The sequence below is a fragment of the Pseudarthrobacter sp. RHLT3-21 genome (assembly GCF_059383495.1).
Map to the genome: position 1 here is coordinate 75,384 of NZ_JBWZCI010000014.1, position 26,702 is coordinate 102,085.

Annotated in this window: 23 protein-coding genes; 14 read left to right on the top strand and 9 right to left on the bottom strand. The window is 66.0% G+C overall.

Features of this window, described 5'->3' with window-relative positions:
• The first annotated feature begins 45 nt into the window (after positions 1–45).
• From priA to AC50YA_RS15170, 3 genes are read left to right on the top strand one after another with little or no spacing between them, the layout of a single operon-like run.
• Positions 46–792, top strand: a complete 747-nt coding sequence (gene priA, locus AC50YA_RS15160) for a bifunctional 1-(5-phosphoribosyl)-5-((5-phosphoribosylamino)methylideneamino)imidazole-4-carboxamide isomerase/phosphoribosylanthranilate isomerase PriA (RefSeq protein ID WP_494983079.1) — start codon at positions 46–48, stop codon at positions 790–792.
• A gap of 9 nt (positions 793–801) precedes the next feature.
• Positions 802–1,698 carry an SseB family protein gene (locus tag AC50YA_RS15165; protein WP_494983080.1) on the top strand — a complete coding sequence of 299 codons (897 nt, stop codon included), beginning with the start codon at positions 802–804 and terminating at the stop codon, positions 1,696–1,698.
• 55 nt (positions 1,699–1,753) lie between these two features.
• Positions 1,754–3,058 carry an MFS transporter gene (locus AC50YA_RS15170; protein WP_494983081.1) on the top strand — a complete coding sequence of 435 codons (1,305 nt, stop codon included), beginning with the start codon at positions 1,754–1,756 and terminating at the stop codon, positions 3,056–3,058.
• 155 nt (positions 3,059–3,213) lie between these two features.
• Here the strand turns inward: AC50YA_RS15170 and AC50YA_RS15175 are convergent, their stop codons facing one another.
• Positions 3,214–3,600 (bottom strand): DUF1844 domain-containing protein, encoded by a 387-nt coding sequence (locus AC50YA_RS15175; protein ID WP_131685122.1) that lies wholly within the window; start codon positions 3,598–3,600, stop codon positions 3,214–3,216.
• A gap of 388 nt (positions 3,601–3,988) precedes the next feature.
• Between AC50YA_RS15175 and infC the strand changes: the two genes are divergently transcribed.
• The 4 genes from infC (at position 3,989) to AC50YA_RS15195 (ending at position 6,894) form a co-directional block, all read left to right on the top strand.
• Complete coding sequence (infC, locus tag AC50YA_RS15180; protein WP_494983082.1) at positions 3,989–5,065, top strand: translation initiation factor IF-3; 1,077 nt, start codon at positions 3,989–3,991, stop codon at positions 5,063–5,065.
• A gap of 116 nt (positions 5,066–5,181) precedes the next feature.
• Positions 5,182–5,376, top strand: a complete 195-nt coding sequence (gene rpmI / locus AC50YA_RS15185; RefSeq protein ID WP_009358635.1) for a 50S ribosomal protein L35 — start codon at positions 5,182–5,184, stop codon at positions 5,374–5,376.
• 119 nt (positions 5,377–5,495) lie between these two features.
• Complete coding sequence (rplT, locus tag AC50YA_RS15190; RefSeq protein ID WP_494983083.1) at positions 5,496–5,951, top strand: 50S ribosomal protein L20; 456 nt, start codon at positions 5,496–5,498, stop codon at positions 5,949–5,951.
• A 49-nt stretch (positions 5,952–6,000) separates the two neighbouring features.
• Positions 6,001–6,894, top strand: a complete 894-nt coding sequence (locus AC50YA_RS15195) for a TrmH family RNA methyltransferase (RefSeq protein WP_494983084.1) — start codon at positions 6,001–6,003, stop codon at positions 6,892–6,894.
• 135 nt (positions 6,895–7,029) lie between these two features.
• Here AC50YA_RS15195 and AC50YA_RS15200 read toward each other — a convergent pair whose 3' ends face one another.
• Positions 7,030–7,305 (bottom strand): GlsB/YeaQ/YmgE family stress response membrane protein, encoded by a 276-nt coding sequence (locus tag AC50YA_RS15200; RefSeq protein ID WP_494983085.1) that lies wholly within the window; start codon positions 7,303–7,305, stop codon positions 7,030–7,032.
• Positions 7,306–7,508: 203 nt separating this feature from the next.
• On the opposite strand from AC50YA_RS15200, the gene AC50YA_RS15205 reads away from it, so the two are divergent.
• Entirely contained in the window at positions 7,509–8,513 is a 1,005-nt protein-coding gene (locus AC50YA_RS15205) for a cation diffusion facilitator family transporter (protein ID WP_494983086.1), read from the top strand.
• Between the two features lie 60 nt (positions 8,514–8,573).
• Here the strand turns inward: AC50YA_RS15205 and AC50YA_RS15210 are convergent, their stop codons facing one another.
• Positions 8,574–9,782 carry an MFS transporter gene (locus tag AC50YA_RS15210; RefSeq protein WP_494983087.1) on the bottom strand — a complete coding sequence of 403 codons (1,209 nt, stop codon included), beginning with the start codon at positions 9,780–9,782 and terminating at the stop codon, positions 8,574–8,576.
• Positions 9,783–9,849: 67 nt separating this feature from the next.
• Between AC50YA_RS15210 and AC50YA_RS15215 the strand changes: the two genes are divergently transcribed.
• The 3 genes from AC50YA_RS15215 to AC50YA_RS15225 all read left to right on the top strand — a co-directional run bounded on the left by AC50YA_RS15215 (position 9,850) and on the right by AC50YA_RS15225 (position 13,029).
• Positions 9,850–10,302 carry a (deoxy)nucleoside triphosphate pyrophosphohydrolase gene (locus AC50YA_RS15215; RefSeq protein ID WP_494983088.1) on the top strand — a complete coding sequence of 151 codons (453 nt, stop codon included), beginning with the start codon at positions 9,850–9,852 and terminating at the stop codon, positions 10,300–10,302.
• A gap of 211 nt (positions 10,303–10,513) precedes the next feature.
• Entirely contained in the window at positions 10,514–12,139 is a 1,626-nt protein-coding gene (locus AC50YA_RS15220; protein WP_494983089.1) for an ATP-binding cassette domain-containing protein, read from the top strand.
• A gap of 86 nt (positions 12,140–12,225) precedes the next feature.
• Positions 12,226–13,029, top strand: coding sequence for a MetQ/NlpA family ABC transporter substrate-binding protein (locus tag AC50YA_RS15225; protein WP_494983090.1), 804 nt, complete (start codon positions 12,226–12,228; stop codon positions 13,027–13,029).
• Between the two features lie 10 nt (positions 13,030–13,039).
• Here AC50YA_RS15225 and AC50YA_RS15230 read toward each other — a convergent pair whose 3' ends face one another.
• The 3 genes from AC50YA_RS15230 to AC50YA_RS15240 form a co-directional block, all read right to left on the bottom strand.
• The gene (locus AC50YA_RS15230; RefSeq protein WP_494983091.1) at positions 13,040–14,167 is read right to left on the bottom strand and encodes an Rv2578c family radical SAM protein; all 1,128 of its coding nucleotides are present in this window, start codon (positions 14,165–14,167) and stop codon (positions 13,040–13,042) included.
• A 92-nt stretch (positions 14,168–14,259) separates the two neighbouring features.
• Complete coding sequence (locus AC50YA_RS15235; RefSeq protein ID WP_494983092.1) at positions 14,260–14,916, bottom strand: SIMPL domain-containing protein; 657 nt, start codon at positions 14,914–14,916, stop codon at positions 14,260–14,262.
• Between the two features lie 2 nt (positions 14,917–14,918).
• Positions 14,919–15,365: a hypothetical protein gene (locus AC50YA_RS15240; RefSeq protein ID WP_494983093.1), complete on the bottom strand. Its 447-nt coding sequence runs from the start codon at positions 15,363–15,365 to the stop codon at positions 14,919–14,921.
• Between the two features lie 266 nt (positions 15,366–15,631).
• Between AC50YA_RS15240 and pheS the strand changes: the two genes are divergently transcribed.
• The 3 genes from pheS (at position 15,632) to AC50YA_RS15255 (ending at position 19,959) form a co-directional block, all read left to right on the top strand.
• Complete coding sequence (gene pheS, locus AC50YA_RS15245; RefSeq protein WP_494983094.1) at positions 15,632–16,693, top strand: phenylalanine--tRNA ligase subunit alpha; 1,062 nt, start codon at positions 15,632–15,634, stop codon at positions 16,691–16,693.
• 2 nt (positions 16,694–16,695) lie between these two features.
• Complete coding sequence (gene pheT, locus AC50YA_RS15250; protein WP_494983095.1) at positions 16,696–19,239, top strand: phenylalanine--tRNA ligase subunit beta; 2,544 nt, start codon at positions 16,696–16,698, stop codon at positions 19,237–19,239.
• A gap of 105 nt (positions 19,240–19,344) precedes the next feature.
• Positions 19,345–19,959 carry a 4'-phosphopantetheinyl transferase family protein gene (locus AC50YA_RS15255; RefSeq protein WP_494983096.1) on the top strand — a complete coding sequence of 205 codons (615 nt, stop codon included), beginning with the start codon at positions 19,345–19,347 and terminating at the stop codon, positions 19,957–19,959.
• 48 nt (positions 19,960–20,007) lie between these two features.
• Here the strand turns inward: AC50YA_RS15255 and AC50YA_RS15260 are convergent, their stop codons facing one another.
• From AC50YA_RS15260 to AC50YA_RS15270, 3 genes are all read right to left on the bottom strand, one after another.
• Positions 20,008–21,387 (bottom strand): M1 family metallopeptidase, encoded by a 1,380-nt coding sequence (locus tag AC50YA_RS15260; protein WP_494983097.1) that lies wholly within the window; start codon positions 21,385–21,387, stop codon positions 20,008–20,010.
• Positions 21,388–21,438: 51 nt separating this feature from the next.
• Positions 21,439–25,314, bottom strand: coding sequence for a Pls/PosA family non-ribosomal peptide synthetase (locus AC50YA_RS15265; protein WP_494983106.1), 3,876 nt, complete (start codon positions 25,312–25,314; stop codon positions 21,439–21,441).
• A gap of 182 nt (positions 25,315–25,496) precedes the next feature.
• The gene (locus AC50YA_RS15270) at positions 25,497–26,459 is read right to left on the bottom strand and encodes a quinone oxidoreductase family protein (protein WP_494983098.1); all 963 of its coding nucleotides are present in this window, start codon (positions 26,457–26,459) and stop codon (positions 25,497–25,499) included.
• Between the last annotated feature and the right edge of the window lie 243 nt (positions 26,460–26,702).

The window sequence follows — 26,702 nt, forward strand, 5'->3', positions numbered from 1 at the left end:
CCAGTTCCGCTTCCATGAGCAACCCAACACCCAAGGGGATTTGAGATGACCACCGCAACCGATCTGCCGGTTCTTGAACTGCTGCCCGCCGTCGACGTCGTAAACGGACAGGCCGTGCGGCTGGTCCAGGGAGAGGCCGGCAGCGAGACGAGCTACGGCACGCCGCTGGAGGCAGCCCTGAACTGGCAGGAGCAGGGCGCCGAATGGGTGCACCTGGTGGACCTCGACGCCGCGTTCGGCCGTGGCTCGAACGCCGGGCTGCTCCGTGAAGTGGTGGGCCGGCTGGACATCAAGGTGGAGCTATCCGGCGGACTCCGGGACGACGAATCCCTCGAGGCGGCGCTGGCCCTCGGCGTGGCCCGCGTCAACCTCGGCACGGCCGCGCTGGAAAACCCCGAGTGGACCCGCAGTGCCATCGCCCGCTTCGGCGACAGGATCGCCGTCGGCCTCGACGTCCGCGGAACCACGCTGGCCGGCCGCGGCTGGACCAAAGAAGGCGGCGACCTCTGGGAGGTCCTGGGCCGGCTCGAAGAAGCCGGGTGCTCCCGGTATGTTGTCACTGACGTCACGAAAGACGGCACGCTGCAGGGTCCCAACGTTGAACTCCTGCGCCAGATGGTGGAGAAGACCGGCAAGCCGGTGGTCGCCTCCGGTGGCATCTCCAGCCTGGACGACCTGAAAGTGCTGCGCTCCCTGGTGCCGCTGGGCGTGGAAGGCGCGATCGTGGGCAAGGCGCTGTACGCCGGTGCCTTCACGCTCCCCGAAGCCCTCGACGTCGCCGGACGCCGCTAAGCAGTTTCCGTGGACAGCACGCACAACGCCGACACGGCGGCGGAATCCCCGCCGCGGCGCCAGCTGCCCGGACACATTGCCGCGGCACTGGCGGGCGCGGGTGGCCGTACTGACTCCGCGGGCCGGCCGTGGGAAGGCCGGAGCCTCGCCGGGGACGACGGCAGGATCCACAACTTCGAGGACGACGACGGCACGGCCGACGCCGGCTACCTCGCCGCCGTCGCGGCCCTGGCCGAAGGCACCGGCGACGAAGCGGCTGTGGTCGCCTCGCTGGCCACTGTCCGCGTCTTTATCCCGATCATCGCGCAGCTTGGCGAGGAAGCGGCAGGCGTCGATGGCCTGACGGCGGACAAACAGGCGGACATGGCGCTGGTCACGCTGAAGGCCGCCGACGGCCGGACGGCCATGCCGGCCTTCACCTCGGCGGATGCCTTGGCCGCCTGGCACCCCGAAGCCCGGCCGGTGGCGGTTTACGCCGCCCGGGCTGCCCTCTCAGCCGTGGCCGAGGGGGCCGAACTGCTGGTGCTCGATCCGGGCTCGGAGGTCACGTTTGTGGTCCGGCGGCCCGCCGTCTGGGCACTGGCCCAGCAACAGGACTGGATCCCTTCCTACACTGATGCAGCGTTGGCAGCCGAGATGGCTGAGGCAACGGCCGCATTCCCGGCGGTACGCCAGTTTGCCCTCCTCCCGGGTTCCGGCGTCACCGCCCGCACCGGCACGGGTGCCACGCTCCCAGGGGGCGGTGCCGGACCGGAACTGCAGGTGCTGCTCCACCTTGAGGATGGCCTGGACGCCCCGGCAGTCCAGGACCTGGTGTCTGGCCTCCAACAGGCATGGTCCCGGAATGTATTGTTTGGAGAGCGTGTTGACTCGATCGAAATCAAGTTGCGGCGCGCAGCACATTAGCTGACGGTCGGCGCGGAGATCCCGGGCTGCCGTGGGCAGACCCAAAGGATTTTCCGTGAACTTCGCTCTATACCGGGAGCTGCTGGCCGTCCGGCCCATCCGGCGGTTGCTGCTGGTCGGCATGATTGCCCGCATCCCCCACTCGGCGGCAGGCATGCTGCTGACCCTGCACATCGTCCTGACCCTGGACCAGGGCTACGCCGCCGCCGGTGCCGCGGCGGCTGTTATGACCATCGGCATTGCAGTTGGCGCACCATGGCGCGGCCGGCGCGTGGACACCGTTGGCCTGCGCCGGGCTCTGATTCCCTCTGTGGTGTCCGAGGCCCTCATCTGGTCCGTGGTGCCGCACGTCTCCTACCAGTGGCTGCTTCCGCTGGTGTTCGTCGGCGGCCTGCTGACGCTGCCCGTCTTCAGCGTCGTGCGGCAGTCCCTGGGCGTCCTCGCGGACGGCGACCAGCGGCGGACCGCCTTTGCGCTGGACTCGATCGCCACGGAGATGGTGTTTATGATCGGGCCTGCCGCCGGAGCCGTTGTGGCAACCAGCGGCTTCACCGTTCTGGGACTCACGGTGGTGGGAGTTTCAACGTCACTGGCCGGGTTGTTCCTCATCTGGTTTAACCCGCCCACTCGAAGTGCCACGCAGACTGAGGAAAGCGAGGCGGACCAGCGCCATGCGGCGGAAGTGGCTGTGGTTTCCGCCGCACCGGCCCACCTCCAGGAAGCGGCGGCAGACCTCGTCCCGGCCGGGGCGGAACGCGTCGGAAGCCGGCCGGCGGGGTTGCGCGGCAAGGTGGCCCATAACTTCGCCTGGTTCACGGCCACTGTCGCGGCTGTCTTCGCCGTGGCGGCTGGAACCGGCATGGTGCTCAGCGGCACCGACGTGGGCATTGTTGCTGCTTTGGAAACTGGCGGCCATCAAGCCGAAATCGGCATTGTGTTCCTCTTTTGGTGCGCCGCATCGGTGGTCGGCGGGCTGGTGTACGGGGCCATGCACCGTCCCGTTTCGCCGATCCTCCTGCTGCTGGGCATGGCGGCCCTGACCATCCCGATGGGCTTCGCCCAGGACACCTGGACGTTGGCCTTTGTCTCCATCCTTCCGGGCCTTTTGTGCGCACCCGTCCTGTCTGCCGCCTCCGAACAGGTGGCAGACCTGGTGGCGGAGGACCGCCGCGGCGAGGCAATGGGCTGGTACGGCTCTGCGCTGACTGCCGGCGTCGCGCTCGGGGCACCACTTGCCGGGATTTTCATCGACGGGATGGGGCCATCCGGCGGGTTTGTCTCCGTGGGCGTGGCCGGCGTTCTGCTCTGCGTTGTGGGACTCCTGCTTCAGGCCTTCCGACGCCGACGTGCGGCCACCTGACAGGGCCCCTCGATTGCTCCGACACGGCCCTTTTGGGCCCCCAAAACGGCGGCTACGGAGCAATCGATGACACGCGCGGCCCGCCGCCGTCGTCGTACTTCATGAACGTGGTAGCTGGCTGCCTTGCATTAGCTAAGGCGGTAGTTGCTGGGTGTTTAGTTAACGGCGCCGGTGTACTTCTCGCCGGGGCCCTTGCCCGGAGCATCCGGAATGATGGACTCCTCGCGGAACGCGAGCTGCAGGGAACGCAGGCCATCACGCAACGGGCCGGCGTGCTGGGATCCAATTTCCGGGGCCGCTGAGGTCACCAGTCCGGCAAGGGCGGTGATGAGCTTACGGGCCTCGTCCAGGTCCTTGAGTTCCTCGGCATTGTCCTCGGCGGCGAGGCCCAGCTTGACCGCGGCTGCGCTCATCAGGTGCACTGCGGCCGTGGTGATGACCTCGATGGCCGGCACCTCCGAAATGTCGCGGATTTGCTGGGTCACGTCAGCCTTGGCGTCCGTGGCCTCGAAAACGTGTGAATTACTGTCTGGGGTGCTCATACTGGTAAGCTTGTCACAGACCAACTGGATGTCGTTATTTCGGTGTGGAAGGTCCCACCAACGCCTAGCTGGGTTGTGCGGGATTTCTTCTGTAGAATGACATGCAGTTTGCAAGCGGAGTTCTCTCCCACCCGCGTCAGCCGTTTTCCCGCCGGAAGCAATTCCGCCAGGAACCAAGGTTGCCGGGTATCGGTCGGACAGTTCCTTGAGGCGTTGAGCCAAGGGAAGTGCGCACAGCCTCTACGGAGAACCGTGCATCCGATCATCGAGGCCTTCGATTGCTCCGGCAATTGGGGGCCTTCTCTATTTACCGGTGGAATACCACATCAATCACAGGAGCTTTAACATTAGCGAGCCAAGAATCAATGAGCGTATCCGCGTCCCCGAGGTGCGGCTGGTCGGCCCTGCAGGTGAACAAGTAGGAATCGTCCGTATTGACGATGCCCTGCGTTTGGCTGCCGAGTCCGATCTTGATCTCGTTGAAGTTGCACCTCAGGCCAAGCCTCCGGTGTGCAAGCTGATGGACTTCGGCAAGTACAAGTACGAGGCCGCCGTCAAGGCACGTGAAGCACGGAAGAACCAGACCAACACTGTTCTGAAGGAAATCCGCTTCCGCCTGAAGATTGACACCCATGACTACGAGACCAAGCGCGGCCATGCACTGCGTTTCCTCGGCGCCGGTGACAAGGTCAAGGCCATGATCCAGTTCCGCGGCCGTGAGCAGCAGCGTCCGGAAATGGGCATCCGCCTGCTTCAGCGCTTTGCTGACGATGTCGCCGAAGTGGGCGTTGTTGAGTCCAGCCCGCGTATCGATGGCCGCAACATGGTGATGGTTGTGGGCCCGCTGAAGAACAAGGCCGAAGCCAAGGCTGAGGCACGCCGCGCATCGCAGCGTGCAGAGGCAAAGGCGCAGAACGAAGCGAAAGCTACGGGCGGCGGCCGCATCGACGTCTCGGGCGACGACCAGGCACCGCTGACGCAGTCGCTGGCTGACCTTCTTCCGGAAGGATTCGCCATCACCACGGAGCCGGAAACTGAAGCTCCGGCACAGCCTGAAGCACCTGAGGCGCCTGTTGAAGCCGCTCCGGAAACCGAAGCTGCCGCGAAGGAAGCTCCTGCAAAGGAGGCTCCCGTAAGGGAAGCTGCCGCGAAGGAAGCTCCTGCAAAGGAAACCGCAGCGAAGGCAGCTCCCGGCAAGGAAGCCGCCGCCCAGGAGGCGCCCAAGCAGGCTGCCCCGAAGGCCGCTGCTCCCAAGCGTGAGGCTCCCAAGCTAGCTCCGGCGCCGGTCAAGGCTCCTGCCGCTGCCAAGCCCGCCGAAGCAGCTGCTCCGGCTCCGGCCGCCCCGGCTGCTCCTCGGCCGCCGGTGCCGATGCCCAAGCCGATTGCCCGGCCGGCTGCGCCCAAGCCTGCTGCAAGACCTGCCCCCAAGGCAGCTCCGAAGCCGGCTGGCAAGAAGACTACCTAGTTCAAATCTGCTGGAGGTTATCCTCCTGCAGTACGCAACCAGCATGCCGCCTGCAGGGGTGGCTGCTCGAAAGAACTGCAGACAATGTCTGTGGACACGTAAGGAGATCGGTTCCCATGCCGAAGATGAAGACCCACAGTGGTGCTAAGAAGCGCTTCAAGCTGACCGGCAGCGGCAAGCTGCGCCGCCAGCAGGCCAACCGCCGCCACTACCTTGAGCACAAGTCCTCCAGGCTGACTCGTCGCCTCGCCGGCGACAAGATTGTCTTCAAGGGTGACGCAAAGGTCATCCGGAAGATGCTCGGCATCTAAGTTCCAAGTTCTCTGACTGATGCCACCTGGCAGCAGTCAACTACCAAAAAGGCTTCTCAGGCCAGCCGGTTGTTCCGGCAGTAGATGCTTGGGATCAGAATTTTCGAAGGAGTACGCACGTGGCACGTGTGAAGAGGGCGGTCAACGCCCACAAGAAGCGCCGGGTTATCCTTGAGCGCGCAAAGGGCTACCGTGGACAGCGTTCACGCCTGTACCGCAAGGCCAAAGAGCAGCTGCTGCACTCGTTTGTGTACAGCTACGGCGACCGCAAGAAGAAGAAGGGCGACTTCCGCCGCCTGTGGATCCAGCGCATCAATGCTGCATCCCGCGCCAACGGCCTGACCTACAACCGTCTGATCCAGGGCCTGAAGGCCGCTGAGGTCGAGGTTGACCGCCGTATGCTTGCTGAGCTGGCCGTTTCGGATGCGAACGCATTCGCCGCGCTGGTGAAGATCGCCAAGGATTCCCTGCCTGCTGACACGTCCGCTCCGGCCGGCGAGGCTGCAGCCCCCAAGGCGGCCAAGGCACCCAAGGCCAAGGCTGCAAAGCCTGCCGCTGACGTGGCTGCCAAGTAGCACCCACGCCAGTTCGAGGACTGGTGGCCGAAGCCACTAAGGTTCTTATATGAACGAAACCGGGCGCCCGCAAGACTTTCCACTCTCCAATCCCCGAGCTGATCGGGTGAGGAAGGTGGCACAACTTGCCGGGCGCCCGGCCCGTTTAAAGCGCAGTGAGTTCCTGGCGGAAGGTCCGCAGGCTGTCCGCGAGGCCCTGACCCTGCACCAGAAAAGGGTTGCTGCGGGGGAGCCGGGCGTCGTCTACGAGGTCTACGCGAGCGAGGCATGCCTCGACCGGCACCCGGACCTGGAGACGCTCGCGGAGGGCATCGACGCATACCTCACTACCGATGAAGTGCTGGCTGCGATGGCGGACACGGTAACCCCGCAGGGCATTCTCGCGGTCTGTGGATTCCTGGACGTGAGCCTTGAGCAGGTCCTCGACGACGGCCCGCGGCTGCTTGCCGTGCTGTGTCAGGTCCGGGACCCCGGCAACGCAGGCACCGTGCTCCGGGCAGCCGACGCGGCCGGGGCGGACGCCGTCATCCTGACCGCGTCCAGCGTTGACATCTATAATCCCAAGGCGGTCCGGTCCACCGCCGGTTCACTGTTCCATCTGCCCGTGGTCCTGGGCGCCGATATTGCGGAAGTGGCAGCCGCCTGCCGCGCGCGGGGGATTGGGGTGCTGGCCGCAGACGGCGACGGTGACGTTAACCTGGATACGCTCCAGGACGAAAACGCCGCCCGCCGGATCGCGGGCCCTGGCGTCGAATCGCTGTTCGCCCTGGAGGGTCCCACAGCATGGCTGTTCGGAAACGAAGCGCAGGGGCTCTCCGAAGACGAACTGGCCTTGGCCGATCATCGGGTGGCCGTGCCCGTATACGGCGCCGCGGAAAGCCTGAACCTGGGCACGGCGGCAACGGTGTGTCTCTACGCCAGTGCCCGGTCCCAGAAGGCCTGACTGACCTCGAGGCGCGGGTCACGGAAAGCCGGACTCACCCTGGACACCTGACTTAACTGGACACTTGACTTACAAGGCAGGGCCCCGGAAGTTCTCCGGGGCCCTTGCTGTATGAATCAGATGAGGTAGGGGTAATCAGGGCGCCCGTGTGCTCTTGCTGCGTCCCGTGATGGCGCCGTAGACACCGGCAACGACGAGGCCGCCTACGATAGCCAGGATCCAGGTACCGATATCGAAGAACCCCATGTCGCCCTTGGCGAACAAAAGGTTGCCGATCCACCCGCCGACTACTGCGCCGACGACTCCCAGCACAAGGCTGGTGACCCAGCCGCCGCCGACTCTTCCCGGCATAACGGCTTTAACGATGGCCCCAACGATGAGGCCGAGAATAATCCAAGCAAGAAAACCCATGTCTCCTCCTTCATATTCGTCGGGATTAAACGTCCCGATTAGTGTTCAAGCTAACATATGGCCCCTCGAATGTCAGCAGGCTTAGTGCATGTCAGAGGTGCGTCTTCTGCGCCCGAAAAGGTACGGTGTTCGTGGGCGGCGCCGACTGCGGCGCCGCGAATATCCCTGCTTGTTTTAGAAACCTGTGAAGAGGAGAAGCCTCAGTGGCTGCAAATGGCGGTACCAAGGCGATCGTCGCGGCCCTAGCCGCAAACCTGACCATCGCCGTCCTGAAATTCGTGGCCTTTTTCCTGACGGCATCCTCGTCAATGCTGGCCGAAGCCATCCACTCGGTGGCCGACTCGGGCAATCAACTTCTGCTGCTGATCGGCGGCAAGCGCGCCAGGAAGGCAGCCAGCCCGGAGCACCCGTTCGGGTATGGCCGTGAGCGCTACATTTACGCCTTCATCGTCTCGATTGTGCTCTTCAGCGTGGGCGGGCTCTTTGCACTTTTCGAAGCGTTGGAGAAACTGCAACACCCGCACGCCATCGAAGGGGACTTCTGGTGGGTTCCCCTGGCTGTGCTGATCGGCGCCATCGTGGCTGAGTCCTTCTCGTTCCGGACGGCCATCATCGAGTCCAACCACGTCCGCGGCAAACAGGGCTGGGTAAGTTTTGTGCGCACGGCCAAACAGCCGGAGCTGCCGGTCATCCTGCTGGAAGACCTCGGGGCGCTTCTCGGCCTTGTGTTCGCGCTCGTCGGTGTGAGCATGACCCTCGTCACCGGCAACGGTATCTGGGACGCCGCGGGCACCGGCATGATCGGCCTGCTGCTCGTGGCCATCGCGGTGGTCCTGGCTATCGAAACCAAGTCCCTGCTGCTGGGCGAGTCTGCCACCCGGGATGACGTGGCCCGCATCAGCAATGCCATCGAGGCCGGGGGACACAACCGCATCATCCACCTCAAGACCCTTCACCTCGGACCGGAGGAGCTGCTGGTGGCCGCCAAGATCTCCGTGGGTGCCGCCGAAACCGGCCGGGACATCGCCGCCGCGATTGATGGTGCCGAGTCCCGAATCCGCACGGCCGTTCCGATTGCCCGGGTGATCTACCTCGAACCGGATCTGCACCGCGAAGCCGGTCGCACGGACGAGATCTCAGGTGCAGGACAGATTTCAGGCGCGGGCCACGTTTCCGCCGAGGCCGGGGCTCAGGACCCGCAGGCCTGACCTTCCTTTCTCAGCGCACCGAATCCGTCGGTGAAGCCGTTGCCCGCCCGTTCCCCAGGATCAGGCGGCCAGCGGCTTCTTGCGTTCCAGGAGGCCGCTCATCACGGCGATGCCAAAGCCCAGGACGGCCAACACGGCCCCCACGAGCGCGGGCGCCACGAAGCCCCAGCCCCAGGCGATCACTACGCCGCCCAGGAAGGCGCCCAAGGCATTGGCAACGTTGAGCGCAGCGTGGTTGAGCGAAGAAGCGAGGGAGGGGGCGTCCGGCGAGGCATCCAACAAGCGGGTCTGCAGGGCCGGGATCAGCATGGAGCCGGACGCCCCCACCACAAAGACCATCACGAGGGCTGACCAGGGCCAGTGCACAGCGACTGCGTAAACCACCAGGGCGACGGCGATGCCGGGCAGGACCCAGTACAGCGTGCCCATCACTGACTTGTCGGCAAACCTGCCGCCGACGACAGTTCCCGCCACCATGCCCAGTCCGTAGAGGGCGACCACAATGGGCAGCAGCGACGCCGGAATCCCGGCCACCAGGGTCATGGTGTGGGCGATATAGGTGTAGGTGGCGAAAAAGCCACCAAAGCCCACGATGCCGATCAGGATGGCCAGCCACACCTGAAGCCGCTTGAGCGCACCGAGTTCGCGGCGGATGCTCGCGTCAGGATGAGGTGCCTGGTACGGGACATAGCGCCACAGCAGTACCAGCGTCAGCAGGCCAATACCTCCCACGAGGAGGAACAGCAGCCGCCAGCCGAAGGTCTGGCCCACCCAGGTAGCCGCGGGGACGCCGATCACGTTTGCAACGGACAGGCCTGCCATCACCATGGAGATGGCCCAACCGCGGCGGGTGGGGGAAACCAGTGAGGCGGCGATCACGGCCGCGACTCCGAAGAATGCGCCGTGCGGCAGTCCGGCCGCAAACCGGGAAACCAGCATGCTGCCGTAATCGGGAGCAAGATAGGACGTCAGGTTGGCCAGGGTGAAGAACAGCATAAGGCCGAGCGCGAGATGTTTACGCGGAAGTTTGGCTCCGACTGCGGCGAGCAGCGGCGCGCCCACTACCACTCCGAGGGCATAGGCGGAGATGAGGTGCCCCGCCTCCGGGGTGCTGATGCTCAGTCCTTGTTCCACCTCTTTGAGCAGGCCCATCATGGTGAACTCCGTGACGCCTATTCCGACGCCGCCCATGGCCAGCGCGAAAATCGCTGCGCCAACGTGCGGAGTCTTCGCCTTGGACTCGGTGGGTGTCTCGACGACGCTGCTCATGTGCCTGCTTTTCAAAGGGGATGGTGGGGGAACGCCCGAAGACCATTCTCCCTCATAGACTGGTGCGGTGAGTGGACTGATACAGGTAGTTGGCGGAGCACTGGTGGACTCGTTGATGGAGCCGACGCGCATGCTGGTAGCCAGGCGGACTGCTCCTGAACAGTTCGCCGGACTCTGGGAATTCCCCGGCGGCAAGGTGGAGGCGGGGGAGCAATGCGAGGCTGCGCTGCACCGGGAACTCAGGGAGGAACTGGGCGTAGAGGTCCGCCTGGGGCCGGAACTCCTCGCCGGGACGGCGGCTGGCTGGCGGCTGAACGAGCGGGCCAGCATGCGGGTGTGGTTGGCGGAGATTTCCAACGGTGATCCCCAGCCGCTCGAAGACCACGACCAGCTGAAATGGATCAGCACCACGAACCGTGATGAAGCTCTCAGTCTTCCGTGGATCCCGGCCGACTTCCCGATTGTCCGGGCACTTCTTGAATCTTTGGGCACGCCTGTTGCTTCAACTGCTCCCCACTGAATTTTAGGGCGGCCATACGCCCCTAAACGCGGCGTATGTTTCGGATTTGGATCCCGGTTTTGTGACTTGGCAGAATCTTTAGGATGGCCGCGCCGGACGCGCGCCGTTTCCCCCGGAGGCCATTCCGGATTCACCACAGCACAGAACTTCTGAGGAGCGCCATGATTTCGGTAAGCCGGTCACCAAGAACTACGGCTCGGGGACAGCCCGGGTGCGGGCGTTGGACGATGTCTCCCTGACCGTCCGCCAAGGTGAGATCTTCGGCGTGGTGGGTCAGGGCGGTGCCGGCAAGAGCACCCTGATCCGGGCCATCAATTCACTGGAGCGTCCCGATTCCGGCAGCGCCACCGTTGACGGCCGTGACATGACCACCCTGGAAGGGGCGGAACTGCGCGCGGCACGGCACAACATCGGCATGATCTTCCAGCACTTCAACCTGCTCAGCAGCCGCACTGTCCAGGCGAACGTGGAGCTGTCACTGGAAATCACCGGGGCCAGCCGCGGGCAGCGCCGTACGCGCGCCCTGGAAATCCTGGAGCTTGTCGGCCTTCATGGAAAGGCCTCGGCATATCCCGCCCAGCTGTCCGGCGGCCAGAAGCAGCGGGTGGGCATCGCCCGCGCCCTGGCGTCCAGTCCGTCCGTCCTCCTCAGCGATGAGGCAACCTCGGTGCTGGACCCTGAAACAACGCAGCAGATCCTGGACCTGATCCGGCAGCTCAGCAACGACCTGGGATTGACCGTGCTCCCGATCACCCACGAAATGGACGTCGTGAAACGGATCTGTGACTCCGCCGCCGTGATGAGCCAGGGAAGAATCCTGGAGCAGGGATCGGTCGAAGAGTTGTTGACCACGGGAAAGTCCCTTCTTGGCCATGTGCTTTTTCCCCTCGGTGAGATTCCTGAGACCGCGAACACCATCGTGGAGATCACCTTTTACAGGCGTGACCGCGGACCGCCCTGTCATCGCCCAGTTGGCGCGCACACACGGCATCGACGTCGGGATCCTCGGCGCCGCACTCGAAACCATCCACGGGCACCAGACCGGGCGGACCAGGCTGGAACTTCCGGGGGAGAGGCACGCCGTGGACGCCGCCATAGCCGACCTTCGGTCGCAGGGACTTTTTGTGGAGGTAATCAAGTGATTGACCGCAATGATCCGTACTTCTGGGCAGACTGGTTCGAGACGATCCTCAAGGGCAGCGGGGAAACTTTCTACACGGTGGGCGTCAGCCTGCTGTTCACCGTCCTGTTCGGGCTCGCCGCCGGTGTGTTGCTGGTGACCACGGAATCCGCGGACTCCTCTCGCGGCCGCTCGGCAGCCGGGCGCTGGGCCTCGTGGTCAATCGGGTCCTGGACCTGCTGTGAACATTGGACGCTCCATTCCTTTCATCATCCTGATGATCCTGCTGATTCCGTTCACGCGGCTCATCGCCGGCTCCTTCATTGGCCCCACAGCAGCGATCGTCCCCTTGACGATTGCCGGCATCCCGTTCTTTGCCAGACTGGTGGAAATAGGCATCCGCGAGGTTCCTGTTGGACTCGTGGAGGCCGCCAGTCACTGGGCGCCACCCGCTGGACCATCCTGACCAAGGTCATGATTGCCGAGGCAGTGCCTGCCTTGGCGCTCGGGCTCTCCACTACGGTGGTCGGACTGATCGGTTACTCCGCAATGGTCGGTGCGGTGGGCGGCGGCGGCCTGGGAGACGTTGCCTTCCGTTACGGCTACCAGCGCTACAGCCCCGAATACATGTTCGGCGTCGTGATCCTGCTCATCCTGCTCGTCCAGATCTTCCAGTCGCTGGGGAACTTCGCCGCCCGCAGGCTTTCCCACCACTGACCACAGCGCCCCGCAGTCCAAGGCGCCGGCATCCCCAGGGCGCACGCATCCCCAAATCACCCCGCACCATCCTGAAAGAGATCCCCATGATCCGAACACATGTCCTCAAAGCCGCAGCCGCCGGTATCGCAGCCGTCCTGGCCCTGTCCGCCTGCGGTTCCGGCACCTCTTCCGATGCGTCCAGCACCATCAAAGTGGGGGCCCTGGCCGTCCCCGCCGGGGACATGATCAAACACGTCCAGCGCGAGCTTGCTGAGGCCGAGGGCCTGACGGTCGAGTACAAGGAGTTTAGCGACTACAACACGCCGAACCCCGCCGTCAGCGACGGTGACATTGATGCCAATCTCTTCCAGAACACCACCTTCCTGGAGACGTACAACAAGGCGTCCGGTAAGAACCTGGTCAGCGTCGGCAAGGTCTACCTGCCGCCGATGGCGCTCTACTCGAATGAAATCGCGGAACTGCAGGACCTGCCCGACGGCGCCAGCGTGGCCATCCCCAACGATCCCACCAACGAATCCCGCGCCCTGAAGCTGCTGGCGTCCAAGGGCCTGATCGAGGTGACCGAGAACCCCATCACGCTCAAGGACATCACGGCCAACCCGAAGAACATCCAGTTCACGGAGATTGAGAACGCCAGCCTCCCGCAGGCCCTCAACGACAAGGACGCCGCCATTGTGACACTGGCGTTCGCGCTGCCGGCCGGCCTGAGCGCAGACAAGCAGCTGCTGGTGGAAGGCAAGGACAGCGCCTATTACAACGTGCTGGCTGTCAAGGCCGAGATGAAGGACGATCCGCGTGTCCAGAAGCTCTACAAGATCCTGACCTCCCAGGACATGAAGGACTTCCTGCAGGAGAAGTACAAGGGCCTGGTCATTCCGGCCAGCTAGGAAACTGCCCCTAGAACAGGGTGGGCTGCTGACGCGGCCCGGCGGCGGCCGGTTGGGATTCCCCAGCCGGCCGTTCCTGTGTGCCGCCGGGGATGGACGGGATACTCCCGGCTGGATACTGGGCTTCCTCGCCGCGGGGATCGTCCTCGAGGTCACGGTGGCTGAAACCGTGGCCGCTGGTGAACCCGTGCCGCTGCTTGAAGTAGCGGACTTTCGCGGCCAGCCACGTGCGGTATTCCTTGGAGGCATAGGAGCCTGTGCCGTAGAGCCTCCGGTAGCGGCCTGCCAGTTCCGGGTGGTTCCCGGCAATCCACTGCATAAACCATTCCCGGGTACCCGGCTTCAGGTATAGGGCGCCGGCCGTCACACCGGTGGCTCCTGCGGCGGCCAGGGAGCCGAAGAGTGCATCGAGCGCTTCGTCGCTGTCAGAGAGCCACGGCAGGATGGGCATTGCCATAACGCCGCAGGGGAGCCCGGCATCGCGTAAGCGGGAGACCAGCTTCAGCCGTGCACGCGGCCCTGGCGTGCCTGGTTCTACGGCTTCGGAGAGTGCCTCGTCCGTCATGGCCAGGGAAATGCCAACTCCTACCGGCACCTGGGCGGCAGCCCGCTTCAGGAGCGGAATGTCCCGGGCCAGCAACGTCCCTTTGGTGAGGATGGACAACGGCGTTCCTGAGTCAGCCAACGCCGTGATGATTCCCGGCATCAGCTGGTAGCGGCCCTCGGCCCGCTGATAGGGATCCGTGTTGGTGCCAAGGGCCACCTGGTGGCGGCCCCAGGAGGGCTTGGCCAGCTCCTTCCGGAGGACCTCGGCGGCATTGACCTTGACCACCACCTGGCTGTCGAAGTCCAGCCCGGCGTCAAAGTCCAGGTACGTGTGGCTCTTGCGCGCAAAACAATAAACACAGGCGTGGCTGCAGCCGCGGTACGGGTTGACGGTCCACTCAAACGGCATCCGCGACCCGGCCACCACCTTGTTGAGCACCGATTTGGCGGTGACCTCATGGAAGGTGATGCCGGCGAATTCGGGGGTGGTGACCGAACGGACCAACCCGGCAAGGGGGAGCATGGCTGGTGATGGGCCACTTCCGAGGTCATCGGCGGGCCGGGGCATCAGTGCTTGTGCATCCCATCTCATGTCCTCTATTCGAATATATGTTCGAACTTAAGTCAAGGACCGGACACTGCGGAAGTCCGCGCGCCGGGCTCACCCCCGCCCGGCGGGAACCGTCAGGCCTGCAGCTCCCACACCACGGTGACGCAGGCGTTAATGCCCGCGTGGCCCGCTTCCACACTGATGGCTTCGCTGGCGGCCGCGCGCTGGACCCGGGCCACCGGAACCGGCCCGGGCGCATCGGGGTGCTCGGCAATGGAGATCACCGCGCCAAGCCGCGCGGGCGCCAGGGATGCAAACTGTTCGGCCCGGGCAACGGCATCCTGCCACGCAGCTTCCCGGGCAAGGGCGGCAACGGCTGACTCATCCGAGAAACCAAGCTCCAGTCCGTTCAGGCGCACGTCATCGCCGGCGGCATCCACGACGGCGGCAATAACGCCGGACGCCGCAGTCACTTGGCGCAGGCGTACGGTAAGCACACTGGAGGCCACATACCCGGTCACCTGCTGGCCCCCGCCGTCACGCCAGACGAACTCCGGCCGGACGTTCAGACCGGACGTCCGGATGTCCGCGTCGGCCACGCCATGCTGGCGGAGCGCACCGGATACAGCGCCGGACGATGATCCCGCATCCGCATACGCGGTGCCCACGCTGTCCCGCCTGCATTCGATGCCCACGGAAATGGTCAGCAGGTCAGGTGGCGCCTCGGCCGTCCCCGTTCCGGTCACGGTGATGGTCCTGTAATTGGCCCTCGTGTTGGGTTCGCCCGTCATTGTCAGACCTCGATTCTGCCGGCGCCCCGGGGAGCCCGCCTTGATGCGCTGATGTCAACATAACCCCCGGCTGCCAGGCCGGCGTGCCGCTCGAAGAAATTTGCCGCCGCCGGATCGCCCGTCCGGAGCAGCGACCAGCCTGCAGCCAGGAAATACAGCGGAAGGAAGGGCAGTCCCAGGCAGCAGGCGTATTGGCTGCAGTGCTTTTCCTCATGCCCCAGGAGCGCCGGATTGGAGGTCAGGCCTTCAGTCCGGATCCGGCAGATAACCACGTTGCCTATGGTGAAGGCCCCCGCATACGGAATGCGCCACCGGTAGCCGGACGCTATGACCAGTCCTCGGGGGCCCTGACTGACGGCGGTTCCCGCAGCCGCAGCAACGGCCAGACCCAGCAGGGTGGTGCCGTTGGCCAGGTTGGCCAGCTGCCGTACCCGCTGCCCTGCCGTCAACTGCCAGCCCTCAACTGCCCAGGCGTCAACAGCTGCGCGGCTGCCCGGCCCTGCCCTTGTGTCATGAGGCCATGGTAGCCGGAGCCTTCACTTAGACTGGAGGATAGTGGCCGCCAGTCTCGATCGGTGTGCCCTGACCTGGTCATCGAGTGCATTCATCAAGCATGGATTCACGGAATGACCTGCCAGTGACGGATGCGCTGCCGGGAAACCGTGTGCGGCTGCACCCCTCACCGGCAGCCCCGACTCGTAGCTAAGAACAGTAGATGACTGAAACTTTGCCGGGCGCCGCCATCCCGAACCCTACGGATGAAGCCGCCATCACTGCCGCTGTAGACCAGTCCATCGCCGCCATTGCCGGCGCCGGCTCCCTTGACGAACTCAAGGCGGTGAGGCTGGCCCATACCGGCGAGAAATCGCCGCTCAGCCTGGCCAACCGGGAAATCGGCGGACTGCCGAAAGACCAGAAGGCCGTAGCCGGCAAGCTCATGGGTTCCTCCCGGGGCCGGGTCAACAAGGCGCTCGCGGACCGTACCGCCGAGCTGGAAGCCCAAAACGACGCCCGGATCCTGCTGGAAGAGACAGTGGACGTCACTGCCGCGCCCCGCCGTCGTCGGGCAGGAGCCCGTCACCCGCTCTCCACGCTGCAGGACCGCGTGGCGGACATCTTTGTTGGTATGGGCTGGGAAATCGCCGAGGGCCCCGAAGTGGAATCGGAGTGGTTCAACTTCGACGCTTTGAACTTCAAGCCGGACCACCCGGCCCGCGAAATGCAGGACACGTTCTTTATCGAGCCGCCCGAGGCGCACCTGCTGATGCGCACGCATACCTCCCCGGTGCAGGTCCGCTCCATGCTGGAACGCGAAGTACCCATCTATGTGCTGTGCCCCGGCAAGGTGTTCCGCACTGATGAGCTGGACGCCACCCACACCCCGGTGTTCCACCAGTTCGAGGGCCTGGCCATCGACAAGCACCTGAGCATGGCGGACCTCCGCGGAACGCTGGAGCGCTTCGCCCGGCAGATGTTCGGCGACGAAGCCCAGATCCGGCTGCGCCCGAACTACTTCCCGTTCACCGAGCCGTCCGCCGAGCTGGACATCTGGCACCCGGGCGCCAAGGGCGGCCCGCGCTGGATCGAGTGGGGCGGCTGCGGCATGGTCAACCCCAATGTCCTCCGGGCCGCGGGCATCGACCCGGACATCTATTCAGGCTTTGCTTTTGGCATGGGCATCGAGCGCACCCTTATGTTCCGCAACGAGGTGGGCGACATGCGCGACATGATTGAAGGCGACGTACGTTTCAGCGAGCACTTCGGGATGGAGATCTAACAGTGCGTATCCCACTTTCCTGGCTGCGTGAATTCGCAGCAGTACCGGCCGGAGCAACGGCCGAAGACCTGATGGCCGAACTGGTTAAGGTCGGTTTTGAAGAAGAGGACGTCCACCGCCCCACGGACACTCTGCAGGGTCCGATAGTGGTGGGCCAGGTCCTGAGCATCGTCAAGGAACCCCAGACCAACGGCAAGACCATCAACTGGTGCCAGGTCCGGGTTGTCCCTGAAGGCCAGGAACAGACCCTCACCGGCGACGGCATCGACCCGTCCGGCGTGCAGGGGATCATCTGCGGCGCCCACAACTTCGTTGCGGGCGACAAAGTGGTGGTCACCCTGCCCGGAGCGGTCCTGCCCGGCGACTTCCGGATCTCCGCCCGGAAGACGTACGGCCACCTTTCCGCCGGCATGATCGCCTCCGTGCGCGAGCTTGGCATCGGCGAGGACCACGACGGCATCCTGGTCCTGTCCCGCATCGGGCTGGATCCGGAAATCGGCACGGACGCCATGGAACTGCTGGGCCTCTATGACCAGGCAGCCGAGATCAACGTGACCCCGGACCGCGGTTATGCCTTCTCCATCCGTGGTGTGGCCCGTGAATACGCCCACGCCACCGGCACCTCCTTCACGGACCCCGCCACCAAGGTCCAGGCCCCGGCAGACCTTTCCGGCGGCTATGGCGTGAAGCTCAACGACGACGCGCCCGTCTACGGCAAGCCCGGCTGCGACCGTTTTGTGGCCCGCACCGTCCGCGGCGTCGACGCCACCAAGCCGACGCCCCCGTGGATGACCTCGCGGCTGCGGCTTGCCGGGATCCGTTCCATCTCCCTGCCGGTGGACATCTCCAACTACGTGATGCTCGAGCTTGGCCAGCCCACGCACTGCTATGACCTGGACAAACTGTCCGGCGACATCGTGGTCCGGCGCGCCGTCGCGGGGGAGAAGATCACCACCCTGGACGACAAGGAGCGCACGCTCGACGTCGAGGACCTCCTCATCACCGACGGTTCCGGCGCGATTGGCATTGCCGGCGTGATGGGCGGTGCAGCCACGGAGGTGAGTGATTCGACGTCGAACGTCCTGGTTGAGGCGGCGCACTTCGATGAGGTGTCCATTGGCCGTTCCCGACGCCGGCACAAGCTGCCGTCCGAGGCGTCCAAGCGCTTCGAACGCGGCGTTGACTGGCACGTGGCGGACATCGCTGCCCAGCGTGTTGTTGACCTCCTGGTGGAGCTCGCCGGTGGGGTTGCTGACCAGGCGGGGACCGACGTCGGGACCGCGCCGGACGCCGTAACCATCGCGCTGCCGGCAGCCTTCGCCGCCCAGCGGATCGGCATCGACTTCACGGAAGAACAGATCACCACCTCGCTGGTGGACCTCGGTGCCGTAGTGGAAAAGGCCGACGGCGGCTGGACCGTTACCGCCCCCAGCTGGCGCAACGACCTGGAAACCAAGGAAGACCTCTCCGAGGAAATCGCGCGGCTGGTGGGCTACGACAACATCCCCGCCACCCTTCCGGTGGCACCTCCGGGACGTGGCCTGACCCGCGTGCAGCAGCAGCGCCGTCGGCTCATCCAGGCCCTGGCTGACGCCGGGCTGACCGAAGTCCTGGCCTACCCGTTCGTCTCCAAGGCCGCCAACGCGACGTTCGGCGTCGCCGAGCAGGGTGCTGCCCGGAGCGCGGTCAAGCTGGCGAACCCGATCAGCGAGGAACACGGCTTCCTGCGCACGTCCATCCTCCCCGGGCTCATCGAGGTGGCCAAGCGGAACTACTCCCGCGGGTTCCGCGACCTGGCGCTCTTCGAGTCGGGCCTCGTTTTCCTGCCCGGCGGGACCGTGGGAACACCGTCCATCCCGCCGCTGGGCGTCAAGCCTTCCGACGAGGTGCTGGATGCACTGTACGACGGCGTCCCGGACCAGCCGCTGTACGTCGCCGCTGTCCTTACGGGCCACGATTCACCGGCGGCCGCCAGCCACACGCCGCGCTTGTGGGACTGGTCTGACGCGCTGGACATCGCCCGGCTCGCCGGGGACGTCCTGGGCGTGGAGGTAGTGGTCAGCCAGGGTGCGCACCAGGCGTTCCACCCGGGCCGTGCCGCCCAGCTCTCGCTGCGGACCGGTGAAGTGGTGGGTTACGCCGGCGAGCTGCACCCGAAGCTCCTGGCCGCGCACGACATGCCCGCCCGCTCGGTGGCGCTGGAGTTCAACGCCGATGCCCTGTTCGAGGCAGCCGCGGATGTGATTGTGGCCCGCCACATCTCCACGTTCCCGGTGGCCACCCAGGACGTTGCCCTGGTTGTACCGCAGGACATTCCCGCGGACCAGGTCCTCGAGGCGCTCCGCGAAGGCGCCGGCGAGCTATTGGAAGACGTAGCGCTGTTCGACGTCTACGCCGGCAAGGGTATTGAAGAAGGCAAGAAATCGTTGGCCTTCGGCTTGCGTTTCCGGGCAACGGACCGGACTCTGACGGCTGATGAGGCTTCGGCTGCGCGCGAAAGCGCGGTTGCCCTGGCTGCAGAGCGCTTCGGCGCTGTCCAGCGGTAAGCGCAGATCCGGATGGCAGGGCCGGCACCAGAGATGCTGGGGCCGGTGGTGCCAGCGCCAGTCCTGCGTTCCTGCCCTCCCGGATTACCGGGAGGGCAGGACCCGATGGCGGGTGGCCAGCCAGTAGTGCTGGGGCCTGCCGAACTGGCCCGCGCCGCCGCCTTGGCGCCAGGCCCACGGGCCGTTTTTGTGGCTGGCCGGCGTGCCCTGCGAACGTTCGCAGCAGAACTGCTGGACGTCCCGGCGTCGGACCTCACCACGCACTTCAGCTGCCCCCGGTGCGGCGCCGGCCCCGAGCTATCGCACGGCAGGCCCAGTTACACGCTCAAGGGCGAGCCGGTGCCACTCGCGCTGAGCCTGTCCCGGAGTTCCGGCTGGATCCTGCTGGGCGCCGTGATGGAGCCACCGGCCGGAGTCACCATGGGCGTGGACCTGGCGGACCCGTCCGGCATGGCCTTTGAAGGGTTCGACGGCGTGGCCCTCACCGCCGCCGAGCGCGCGGCCCTCGCCGGGCTGGCCGGGCCTCAGCTGCTGCAGGAGCGGGCACGGCTCTGGGCGCGCAAGGAAGCCTGGCTCAAGATGACGGGCGACGGCCTCGTTACCGCCCCGGACACCCTCGACGTTCTGTCCCGCCCGGAAATCCGGGACCTGGCCGCCGGCGAGGCGGGCCTCCCGCTCAACTTCCGCGCCGCCGTCGCGGTTTCACGAACCGTCAGGTAGCGCGCCGGCCGGGTAGGAGAGCTGCTGCCTGTCAGCGCTCCGTGCCTGTCAGCGCACAGGCAGGGGCGGAAGGGCCGCCTCGAGCAGCCACGGGTGCAGCAATGCCTCAGTGTCCAGGCCGGTGGCCCGGTCCGCGGCGAGGATAAAGGTCGCCGTGGACACCGAACCGTGGCGGTGGGCATCCGTCCAGTCGTGCAACAGCGCAAAAAATGCCAGGTCGCCGCAGCGGATCCGCAGGGCATGCAGGGCCAGGGCTCCGCGCTTGTAGACGCGGTCATCAAACATCAGCTCCGGCCCGGGATCGCCCACGATGATGTCCTGGCTGCCGGCGGCCAGCTTCCGCCAGGCCGCGGCGGCCCGGTCCGCGACAGGCAGGACGCCCGCTTCCTCGGACCAGATCCACTCCGCGTAGCAGGCAAAGCCCTCGTGGAGCCAGATGTCCGCCCAGGATGCGGCAGTGAGGGAGTTCCCGAACCACTGGTGCGCGAGCTCGTGGGCGATAAGCCGCTGGGACTCCCACTCCTGCGTCAGGTGGTTCCGGCCCAGAATGGAAAGCGTCTGCGCCTCAAGCGGTATTTCCAGCTCGTCTTCGGTCACCACCACGGAATATTCCGGGAACGGGTAGGGCCCGAAGCAGCTGGCAAAGGTGCGCATCATTTCCGGCTGCCTCGCCAGGCCGTCACGGGCCGCGTCGACCAACATCGCCGGGACGGCGGCGAACTGCGGAACCTGGCCGTCCACGGGGAAGGGAGTCAGCGTGAGGAACTCATACCGGCCGATCTGGACCGTGGCAAGGTACGTGGCCATGGGTTCGGCCTGCTCGTAGACCCAGGTCTCGCGGCTGGACCTGCTGGTGTGAGAGATCAGCGTGCCGTTGCACACGGCCCGGTAATTGGCGTCGGTGGTCACGCTGATTTTGTAGCTGGCCTTGTCGCCGGGGTGGTCGTTGCAGGGGAACCAGGAGGCGGCGCCGTTCGGCTGGCCAGCCACGAGGACGCCGTCGGTGAGTTCCTCCCAGCCCACCTCGCCCCAGAACCCGCGCCGGGGACCAGGGTTGCCTTCGTAGCGGATGTCCAGGGTAAATTCCTCGCCCGCCGGCAGTGCGGCCTCGGGCACAATAACCAACTGCCCGGCGCGCTGGCTGAACTTTCTTACCCGGCGCCCGCTGAGCTGGATCTTCGTGGCCCGGAGCCCGATCAGGTCCAGCACCACGGCCGCCGTCGCATACTGGGTGACGGCATTCAGGACCGCGCGCCCGCTCAGGCGGTTGCTGCTGAGCTTGTAGTCAAGGTCCAGTTCGTAGCGGCTGACTTTGTACGCGTTCGTGCCATGGCCCGGCATGTAGGGATCAGGTGCTGAAGCATCCTGCTCCGACGTGCGGGCAGGGCCGGTACTCGCGGCCGTCGGGCTCGGTGCGGGGGAACTCATAAGACGGTCTTTCCGATCAGCGTAGGGCGGCGGGACAGCTGGTACTGCGGGCTACCGTGGTTTTGGAGCGGACCCTGCGGGACCGCTCCAGGGGCTCACCGGGTTACCCATCCAATAGGTCGCGGCTGGAACCGATTCGCCCCGCATCACCAGCGACGCCGGTCCAACGGTTCCACCGGCTCCGATGCTCGCCTGCGGCAGGATGACACCATGTGGCCCCATGGTCGCTCCGTCTTCGAGGGTAACAGTGTCCAGGCTCATGACACGGTCGTGGAACAGGTGCGTCTGGACCACACAACCACGGTTGACGGTGGAGTTCCGCCCGAGGGTGACCAAGTCCGCCTCCGGAAGCCAATAGCTTTCGCACCACGTGCCGCGGCCGATCCGCGCGCCAAGCGACCGGAGCCACCAGACCAGGGCCGGTGTCCCGGTGGCTGCCCGCGCGAACCAGGGGGCGCTGACCATTTCGATAAACGTATCCACCACCTCGTTGCGCCAGATGAATGAACTCCACAGCGGGTGCTCACCGGCACGGATCCGTCCCACCAGGACCCATTTGGCGACGACGGCGCTGCCCGCGGCCACCGCGCCCGCCAGCAGCATAACGACGCCGCCCAGGGCTGCGGCAATCCCGTAGTTGTAGGCGGCGGCCAGCCAGTCAAAAGCAAGCATCACGGCGGCCGCGATTGAGACCGTAGTCATGACGGGGATGAAACGGCCCAGTTCCCAGAGGCAGCGGGCAAACTTGAGCCGCAGCGGCGGCTGGAAGGTACGCGTGTCATCCGAGGCGATGGCGGTGCGCCGGAGCCGCACGGGCGGACTGCCCAGCCACGACGTCCCGGACTTGGCCTTGGCCGGTGTGGCCGACAGGACGGCGACGAGTGAGTTCTTGGGGACGTTCCGGCCGGCAGCCGTCATGCCGGAGTTGCCGAGGAAGGAGCGCTTGCCGATCTTCGCGGGCGCAATCCGCAGCCACCCGCCGTCGAGCTCGTAGGAGGCCACCATGGTGTCGTCGGCCAGGAAGGCGCCCTCTCCCACGGTGGTCATCTTGGGTATGAGCAGCACAGTGGAGGCCTCGACATTTTTGCCGATCTTGGCACCGAGGAGGCGCAGCCAGACCGGTGTGAAGAGGCTCGCGTAAATCGGGAAGAGCAGGTCGCGGGCCAGGTCCAGCACACGTTCCGTGGCCCAGACCTGCCAGCCGATCCGGCTGCGGACGCGGTAGTAGCCCTCCGCCAAGCCGATGCCGAGCAACCGGGTAGTGATCAAAATGAGCAGCAGGTTGACGACGAACCACACGAGGGCCGCGGGTGCAAGGGCGAGCAGGAGCTGCGGGACGGCGGCGGAGAGCGATTCACTGCCCTGGATGAAGCTAAAGCCCACCAGTGCCGCGGCGGCGGCGGAGACGTAGGGGATCAGGGCCAGCACGGCTGACGCCACGGCGAATCCGGCGAACCAGAGCCGGCCAATCAGCCGATGTTCTGCGGGAGTGTCCGGCAGCGAGTGCTTGGCCTTGCCCCGACGCTCGGCCGGGGACCCGGCAACGTGGTGGCCGGCCTTCACCTTGCCGAGGACCGCCGAGCCCGGCTCCACCTGGGCGCCGGCGCCGATGGAAGCGCCGGGCATCAGCGTGCTGCGCGCCCCGACGCTGGCTCCTGCCCCGATGTGGACCGCCCCGATGTGGACGATGTCCCCGTCGATCCACCAACCGGAAAGATCCACCTCAGGCTCAACGTTGGAGCCACTGCCGAGGGAAAGCAGCCCGGTAACCGGGGGAAGCGAGTGCAGCTGGACGTTGTTGCCGATCTTGGCGCCCAGCGCCCGGGCGTAGTACGGCACCCACGGTGCGCTGGCGAGGCTGATGGCGCCGGCGAGGTCCTGGATCTGTTCGGCCAGCCAGAGGCGCAGGTGTACCCGCCCGGAGCGCGGGTACGTCCCCGGCCCCACCTTCCGGAGCAGGATCCGGGCCGCGGCCACGGAAATCAGCATCCGGCCGGCCGGGGAGACGAAGACGAGCCAGGACGCGGCTACCCACCACCAGGAAACTGTGGGGGCGGCGCTGAACCCTGCCAAGGCGGCCAGCACGTTGTTTGCCGCCATCAGGTAGGTCAGCCAGCGCATCCCCACCAGGATGTGCAAGGGAATGCCCATCAGCGTCTGGAAGACCTGGGACTTGAACGCGGTGGGGCGCACAGTCCTGGACGGCGCCGGTCCGGCGGGCACTCCGTCGGGAAGTGTCTGGCGGGCCGCATCAATCAGGGCCCCGATCCTGGGCGTGGCATAGATGTCGGCGACCGTGATGGTCGGGTACCGGCCCCTGAGGGCGGAGACCAGCTGGGCAGCCGACAGCGAGCCGCCGCCGTAGGCGAAGAAGTCGGCGTCGAGGCTTGATACGGGGCTGCCAAGGACGGCAGTCCACTGTTCGGCCACCCAGGCGGCATCTTCCGGCAGGTTCAACGGGGCAGCGTCAGCCTCCGCCGCACCCGTCCCGGCCAGTGGCCAGGGCAGGGCATGACGGTCCACTTTGCCGCTGGTTTTCGTAGGCAGGGAGTCGACGACGGTCAGCAGCGGAATGAGCGGTGCGGGGAGGCTCGCCGCCAGGAGGCCGCGGGCTGCCACCAGATCCAGGTCCGCATCAGCAGCAGCCAGGTATCCCACCAGGATCTGGTTGCCCGCAGCGGTTGTCTGGACGGCCGCCGCCGCTCCGGCGACGTGGGGGAGGGCCTGCAGTGCGGCGTCAATTTCGCCCAGTTCGATCCGGCGTCCACCGAGCTTGACCTGTTCGTCGGCGCGGCCCATAAAGATCAGTCCGGCGGCTTCGTAGCGGACCAGGTCGCCGGAACGGTAAGCGCGGTCCCAGCCGAAGGACGGCATGGGCGCGTACTTCTCCCGGTCCTTGTCCGGGTCAAGGTAACGGGCCAGTCCGACGCCGCCGATGATCAGTTCGCCGATTTCCCCTTCGCTGACAGGCAGTCCTTCAGCGTCCACTACGGCCAGGTCCCATCCGTCCAGCGGCAGCCCGATCCGGACCGGACCGGGACCACCCAGGGGAGCAGCGCAGGCCACTACCGTGGCTTCCGTGGGGCCGTAGGTGTTCCAGACTTCACGGCCCGGGACGGCAAGCCGCTCCGCGAGCTCGGGCGGGCAGGCTTCGCCGCCGAAAATCAGCAGGCGGACGCTCTCCAGGGACTCGGACGGCCAGAGTGCAGCCAAGGTAGGGACCGTGGAGACGGCGGTGATGCCGTGGCTGATGAGCCACGGACCGAGGTCTGTTCCTGTCCTGACCAGGGCACGGGGCGCGGGCACCAGGCAGGCGCCATGACGCCAGGCAAGCCACATTTCCTCACACGAGGCATCAAAGGCGACAGAAAGCCCTGCCAGCACCCTGTCCTGCGGGCCGAGGTGTTCCTCCTGCAGGAAGATCCGGGCTTCGGCGTCAACAAAGGCAGCGGCGGAGCGGTGCTGGACGGCGACGCCCTTGGGCGTGCCGGTGGACCCGGAGGTGAAGATCACCCAGGCGTCATCGCCGGGCCTGGCTGAATGGTGCTCGGCAGAAGGGTGCTCAACACCACGGCGTTCTGTGGGTTCCCCGGGGCCAGGTACGGAGACCGCGGCCCCACCGGTGAGGACTGTGGCCACGCGTGCCTCGCCGAAGACGAGCCGTGCACGTTCCTCGGGGTCGTCGGCGTCCACAGGCACGTAGGCGGCGCCGATGTGCAGGATCGCGAGAATCGAGATGTAGAGCTCATTGGTCCCGGACGGAATCCGCACGCCGATCCTGTCGCCGGCGCCCAGTCCGGCGGCCTGGAGTTCCCGCCCTTTGGCCCGGACCGCGGTTATCAGGTCGGCGTAGCTCAGGGACCGCCGGCCGTCGTCGAGCGCCGATGCCTCCGGGAAGCGGGTGGCCGATTCCTCCAGGATGGCCATGAGCGTCCGCTCGGGCGGGGCCAGGGGCAAACCGGCCAGCTGGGGGCGGTATTGATCTTCCGGCAGGGCCACGACGTTTGACTCATGCTCACTCACGGACGGATTCTGCCTGAGGAAAGTGAACGGAAGGTGTCCTTGATTGGTTGAAGGTTCATATTCCGTTCATCCGTAAGCGAGCGCCATTAGGGAACCAGCAGGACCTTGCCCGTGGTGCGCCGGCCCTCGAGGTCCTCATGGGCACGTCGCGCCTCGGCCAAGGGGTACGTGGCACCGATCCTGACCTTCAGGCTTCCGTTGGCTACGGCGGCGAAGATCTCGCCAGAGCGCCAGCGCCGCTCCTGTTCATTGAGCAGGAAATGCGCCAGTGTCGGTCGCGTCAGCGACAGCGAACCGCCCGCGTTGAGCCGCTGCGGATCCACCGGCGGCACCGCCCCGGAGGCGGCCCCGAACAGGACGAGGAAGCCGCGGGTGCGCAGGCTGGCAAGCGAGCCGTCGAACGTATCCTTCCCCACGCCGTCGTACACCACCTGGACGCCGGCGCCGTCGGTGAGGTCCCGGACTGCCTCGGCGAATCCCTCATAGCGGAGCACAACGTCCGCGCCGGCTCCCTTGGCCAGCGTTTCCTTCTCGTCCGTGGACACCGTGGTGATAACCCGGGCTCCGCGGGCCTTCAGGAGCTGCGTAATCAGCAGACCCACACCGCCGGCACCGGCGTGGACCAGGACGGTTTGGCCGGGCTCCACCTTGAAGGATGTGTTGATCAGGTAGTGGGCGGTCATACCCTGGAGGGGCAGCGCTGCCGCCGTCAGAAGGTCTACGCCGTCCGGTACAGGGAGCGCCTTAGCCGCGTCAAGCACGATGTAGCCCGCATAACAGCGGGTGCCTTCGGCAGTTGCAACCCGGCTGCCCACGGAAAAGCCGTCCACGCCCTCGCCGATTTCCTCGACAACGCCCGCTGCTTCCGCACCCGGTGTGAAGGGATAGGCAACCTTGTACATGCCGCCGCGCTGGTAGGTGTCAATGAAATTCACGCCCGTGGCCGCCACTTTGATGAGCAACTGGCCAGGGCCCGGCGTCGGTCGGTCCACCTCGGCGAGCTCGAGGACTTCCGGGCCTCCGGACTGGCGGGCAACGATGGCATGCATAAAGGGTCTCCTCTCCGGGCGGGGAATTCCCGCGACCGGTGTCTCTGACCATCCTAGGGATACCGCCACCGACGACGAAGCGACGGCCGGTAGCCGGCCGTCGCTTCGGGTCATACGGGGGGAAGAGCCATGCGGGGGGGTGTCCCTATGTTCTTCGTCAAGCGGTGGGGCGATTTTTCTCTCGAATTAGTGGAGGCCCGATTTCGGGCAGGAACCAGCGGCTGACCGTGCGTGTCCGCCAGC